Origin of the sequence: Actinocrinis puniceicyclus (genome assembly GCF_018283645.1) — a bacterium.
GTDB lineage: Bacteria > Actinomycetota > Actinomycetes > Streptomycetales > Catenulisporaceae > Actinocrinis > Actinocrinis puniceicyclus.
The window spans coordinates 1-5,448 of sequence record NZ_JAGSXH010000215.1; the positions used below are offsets into that span (position 1 = coordinate 1).

Annotated in this window: 2 protein-coding genes; both read right to left on the bottom strand. The window is 72.8% G+C overall.

Annotated features, from left to right (window positions below):
• The coding region (locus tag KGA66_RS27890) for a type I polyketide synthase (RefSeq protein ID WP_281416872.1) at window positions 1-1,235 on the bottom strand (1,235 nt) is incomplete at its 3' end.
• A gap of 25 nt (window positions 1,236-1,260) precedes the next feature.
• Window positions 1,261-5,382 (bottom strand): type I polyketide synthase, encoded by a 4,122-nt coding sequence (locus KGA66_RS27895; RefSeq protein WP_211472386.1) that lies wholly within the window; start codon window positions 5,380-5,382, stop codon window positions 1,261-1,263.
• Window positions 5,383-5,448: the final 66 nt, after the last annotated feature.

The following is a 5,448-nucleotide window of genomic DNA, read 5'->3' on the forward strand; positions in this document are numbered from 1 at the left end:
GTGTCCAGGTGCAGGCTTTGGGGGAGGGTTGCGTGGCGGATGGCCTGGATCATTTTGATGATGCCGGCGATGCCTGCGGCGGCTTGGGTGTGGCCGATGTTGGATTTGATGGAGCCGATCCACAGGGGGTGGTCGGTTGGCCGGTCGGGGGTGTAGACGGCGTGGAGGGCTTGGGCTTCGATGGGGTCGCCGAGGGTGGTGCCGGTGCCGTGGGCTTCGATGGCGTCGATGTCGTGGGGGGTGAGTGCTGCGTTGGTGAGGGCTTGGTGGATGACGCGTTGTTGGGCGGGTCCGTTGGGGGCGGTGAGGCCGTTGCTGGCGCCGTCTTGGTTGATGGCGCTGCCGCGGATGAGGGCGTGGATGGTGTGGTGGTTGTGTTGTGCGTCGCTGAGGCGTTCGAGGAGGAGTAGTCCTGCGCCTTCGGCCCAGGCGGTGCCGTCGGCGTGGGCGGAGAAGGGTTTGCAGCGTCCGTCGGGGGCTAGGCCGCGTTGGCGGGAGAATTCGATGAAGACGGTGGGGGTGGCCATGATGGTGGCGCCGCCGGCGAGGGCGAGGTCGCATTCGTGGTTGCGGAGGGCGTGTGCGGCGAGGTGGAGTGCGACCAGGCTGGAGGAGCAGGCGGTGTCGAGGGTGAGGGTGGGGCCGGTGAGGCCGTAGTGGTAGGCGATGCGGCCGGAGGCGATGGAGGGGGCGCTGCCGGTGCCGAGGTAGCCTTCGAATTCTTTGGGGGGGTGGGTGATGAGGCGGGCGCCGTAGTCGTTGTACATGATGCCGAGGTATACGCCGGTGGGGGTGCCGCGGAGGGTGGTGGGGTTGATGCCTGCGTGTTCGAGGGTTTCCCAGGTGGTTTGTAGCAGGATGCGTTGTTGGGGGTCGATGGCGAGGGCTTCGCGGGGGGAGATGCCGAAGAAGGCGGGGTCGAAGAGGGCTGCGTCGTGCAGGAAGCCGCCGGTGCGGGTGTAGCTGGTGCCGTGGTGGTCGGGGTCGGGGTGGTAGAGGTTCTCGGTGTCCCAGCCGCGGTCGGTGGGGAAGGGGCTGATCGCGTCGCGGCCGGCGGCCACCAGGTCCCACAGGTCCTCGGCCGAACGCACCCCGCCCGGGTACCTGCACCCCATCCCCACCACCGCAATCGGCTCATGCAGCCGTGCCTGGAGGTCGTGCAGGCGTTGCCGGGTCTCGTGCAGATCGGCCGTGACCCATTTCAGGTACTCGACCAGTTTCTCTTCCGCGGGCATCAGAAGCCGCCTTTCTGCGTCGCCGTCAGCGGGAGCTGCGGCCAAGTTCGTGGTCGATGAAAGCGAAGATCTCCTCGGCCGAGGCACCGCCGATCCGGTCGGCCACCGACTCGGCGCCCGGCGCATCCCCCGGCGCGACCGGCCCGGCGTCGAGCGCTGCGAGCACGGCGCGCAGCCGCCTGACGGCCTGCCCGCGTTCCGCGCCGTCCGGGCGCGCCCGCGCGATCGCGTCCTCCAACCGGCCCACGTGGGCCAGCAGCGGCAGCGACGGCGCCCCGGCCGCTGCGGGAGCCAGCAGCGCGCACAGATATCCGGCGAGCTGCTCAGGGGTCGGATAGTCGAACACGACCGCGGCCGGCACGGACTGTCCCGTCGCGGCGTTGATCCGGTCGCGCAGCTCCATCGCCGTGAGCGAGTCGAAGCCGAGCTCCTGGAAGCTCTGCCCGACCTCGACCGCCTCCGCGCCGGTGTGGCCGAGCACCTCGGCGACCATCGCGCGGACCGCGTCCAGTACCGCGGCCTCGCGCGCGCCGTCCGGCAGGGACGCCAGGCGTGCCGCGAGAGCCGCGCCGCCGTCCCCTGAAACCGCGCCGCCGGCCGCGGCGGCGCGACCCTCGTGCGGACGGACCAGCGCGCGCAACACCGAGGGCAGCGCGCCCGCCGCGGCCCGTGTACGCAGGACATTGAGATCCAGTCGCGCCGGGATCACGATCGGCGGCGTCGCGGGTGCGCCGAGGACGGCGTCAAGGGCGGCCAAGCCGCGCGCGGCGTCCATCGGCACCAGCCCGCCGCGGCGCATGCGGTCCAGCGCCGTGCCGCCGAGCCCGCCGGTCATACCGCCGGTGGTCTCCCAAGGTCCCCAGGCCACTGACACACCCGGCAGCCCGGCGGCGCGGCGCTGGACCGCCAGCGCGTCGAGATAGGCGTTGGCGGCGGCGTAGTTGCCCTGCCCCGGCGAGCCGATCACGCCGGCGACCGAGGAGAACAGGACGAACGCCGCGAGATCCTGATCCCTGGTCAACTCGTGCAGGTTGCGCGCGCCGCGGACCTTCGGGCGCAGCACTGTGTCGAGCCGGTCGGCGTCCAGGCCGCGCACCAGGCCGTCATCCAGTGCTCCCGCGGTGTGGAAGACCGCGGTCAGCGGATGCTCGGCCGGGATCGCCGCGAGCAGCTTGGCCAGAGCCTCGCGATCGGCGACGTCGCACGCTGCTACGGTCACGCTCGCGTTCGCGCCGAGTTCGCGTTCGAGCTGCGCGGCGCGGTCGGCGCCGGCTCCGGAGCGGCTGAGCAGCAGCAGATGCCGCACGCCGTGTTCGGCCACCAGGTGGCGCGCGACCAAGCCGCCCAGCGCGCCGGTTCCCCCGGTGATGAGAACGGTCCCGTCGGGGGCGAACACCGCTGGCCGCGGCGACGCGGTGGCCGGCGCGACGCGCGAAACCCGGGGCGCGTAAAGCTTCCCGGCGCGCACGGCCAGCTGTTCCTGCCCGTCGCGCAGCAGCCCGGGAACGGCTTCAAGCGGCGTGGCGTCATCGAGGTCTACCAGGATGAACCGGCCGGGTTCCTCGGACTGGGCCGAGCGGACCAAGCCCCACACCAGGGCCTGCGCTGGGTCGGCCAAGCCGTCCTCCGCGACCGCGTCCCGGGTGACGATGACGAGCCTGCCGCCGGCGTGCCGGTCGTCGGCCAGCCACTGCTGTACCGTGCGCAGCGCCCAGTGGGCCGGTTCGTCCAGGTCCGACGGCACCGCGGCCAGCACGGTCTGCGAACCGGCGGACGGTTCCGCGTCGGCCGGGCGCCGTGCGTCGGCCGCGCCATCCAGGTCGGGCAGCGCGAACCAGTCGAGCCGGTGCAGGAAGTCCAGGCGCGCGCCGCCGGAGGCGAGTTGCCCGGCCGACACCGGCTTGACGACGAGCGCGCCGACCGACGCGACCGGGCGCCCGGTGCCGTCGGCGGCCGTCATGCTGATCGCGTCCGCGCCGGCCGGGGCGAGCCGCACCCGCAGCCGCGTGGCGCCGTCGGCGTGCCGGGTCACCGCGTTCCAGGAGAACGGGATCCTGGTCTGCTCGGCGCCCGCCGCGGTTTCGGCGTTCGCGGCGGCCGGATGCAACGCGGCGTCGAGCAGCGCAGGGTGGAGTGCGAATCCCGCCGCGCCCTCGGCGAGTTTCTCGGGCAGGTGGACTTCCGCGAAGATCTCATCACCGCGGCGCCAAACCCGTTGCACACCCCGGAATGCGTCGCCGTAACTGAGCGAAGCCCCGGCGAGCCGGTCGTACAAGTTCTCGGCGCTCACCGTCTCAGCATCCTGTGGCGGCCAGGCGGTGAGGTCGAAGCCCGCTGCTTCCTCGGCGGCGGGGGCGAGGAACCCGTGCGCGTGCCGGATCCACGGCGCGCCGGCACCCGACCCCGGATCGGACGACCCCGGATCGGCCGACCCCGGGTCGGTAGCGCCCGACTGATCAGCGCCGCGCGAGTGGATCGTCACAGCGCGCCGTCCGGTTTGGTCGGCGGGACCGACGGCGACCTGGAGATCGACCCCGGGGTCGTCGGGCTGCGCGGTCAGTGTCAGGGGCGCCGTCAGGGTGAGTTCGTCGATCCGACCGCAGCCGGTCTGTCCGCCCGCGGTGAGCGCCATCTCGACGAACGCCGTCGCCGGGAGCAGCACCGACCCGAGTACCACGTGGTCGGTGAGCCAGGGATGCGCGGCCGTGCGGATCCGGCCGGTGAACAGCGTCCGGTCATCCTCGGCGATGCGCACGCGGGCCGCGAGGAACGGGTGCCCGGCCGCGGTCAGGCCGAGTCCCGCGGCGTCCGCCGTCCGGTTCGGGGCGTCGAGCCAGTACCGCTGGCGCTGGAAGGGATACGTCGGCAGCTCTACCTTGCGTCCGCCGCGGCCGGCGAGCACGGCGGCCCAGTCGACGCCGGCGCCGTGGACCCAGGCGGTCGCGACCGCGGCGGTGAGCGTCTCGGCCTCCGGTCGCGTCGGCCGCAGCGCGGCGGCGAACACCGTCGGCTCGCCGTCCAGGCAGTCCCGCGCCATCGCGGTCAGGACGCCGTCCGGACCCAGCTCGACGTAGACACCGACGCCCAGTTCCTTCAGGCACTGCACGCCGTCCATGAACCTGACGCCGTGCCTGACGTGCCTGACCCAGTAGTCGGCGCTGCCCAGTTCCGCGGCGGTCGCGGTCCGGCCGCTGAGGTTGGAGACGATGGGGATGCGTGCGGTGCCGAAGGACAGGCCGCGCGCCACGTCGGAGAACGCGTCCAGCATCCCGTCCATGTGGGCGGAGTGGAACGCGTGACTCACCCGCAGCTGCTTGGTCTTGAGGCCGCGCGCGGCGCAGAGCGCGGCGAGTTCGTGCACGGCGTCTTCGTCACCGGAGAGCACGACCGAACGCGGGCCGTTGACGGCGGCCACGCAAACGCGATCGCCGTAGCCTTCGAGCAGTTCCGTCGCCGTGGGCTCGGCGGCCTGCACGGCGAGCATCGCGCCGCCCGCCGGCAGCGCCTGCATCAGACGGCCGCGCGCGGCGACCAGCGTGCAGGCGTCCCGCAGCGAGAGCACGCCGGAGACGTGCGCCGCCGCCAGTTCCCCGACCGAGTGGCCGAGCAGGTAGTCCGGCCGCACGCCCCACGACTCCACGAGCCGGAACAGCGCGGTCTCGATCGCGAAGAGCCCGGTCTGGGTGTAAAGGGTCTGATCGAGGAGGGCGGCCTGCGGCGAACCCCCGGCCGCGAAGACGATCTCGCGCAGCGGACGGCCCAGTAGTGCGTCAAAGTGCGTACACGCCGCGTCGAACGCCTCGGCGAACACCGGATATGCCGCGTACAGGTCCGCGCCCATGCCGATGCGCTGGCTGCCCTGCCCGGTGAACAGGAACGCCGTTTTCGCAGGGCTCGAAGTCGCGGCTCCGGCGCGGATCACCCGGCTGTTGGCCGTGCCCGCGCCGCCGCCGCGCAGCGCGGCGAGAGCTTCCAGCGCGCCGTCGCGCTCCCCGGCGACGACCACCGCCCGCTGGTTGAAGACCGAGCGGGTAGTGGCCAGGGAGACTGCGGCGTCTTCGACGCTGATCGCGCCGTGCGAGACCAGGTGCGCGTGCAGGCGCCCGGCCTGATCCCGCAGCGCGGCCTCGGTACGGGCCGAGAGCATCAGCGATGTCGCCCCGGCGCGCGAGGGCGCCGCGTTGGATGAATGATCCGTCGATGAGGACTGCGC

Excerpts from the sequence above, each read along its gene's own strand:
- KGA66_RS27895 (WP_211472386.1), bottom strand. The coding sequence starts at position 5,382 with ATGCTCTCGGCCCGTACCGAGGCCGCGCTGCGGGATCAGGCCGGGCGC.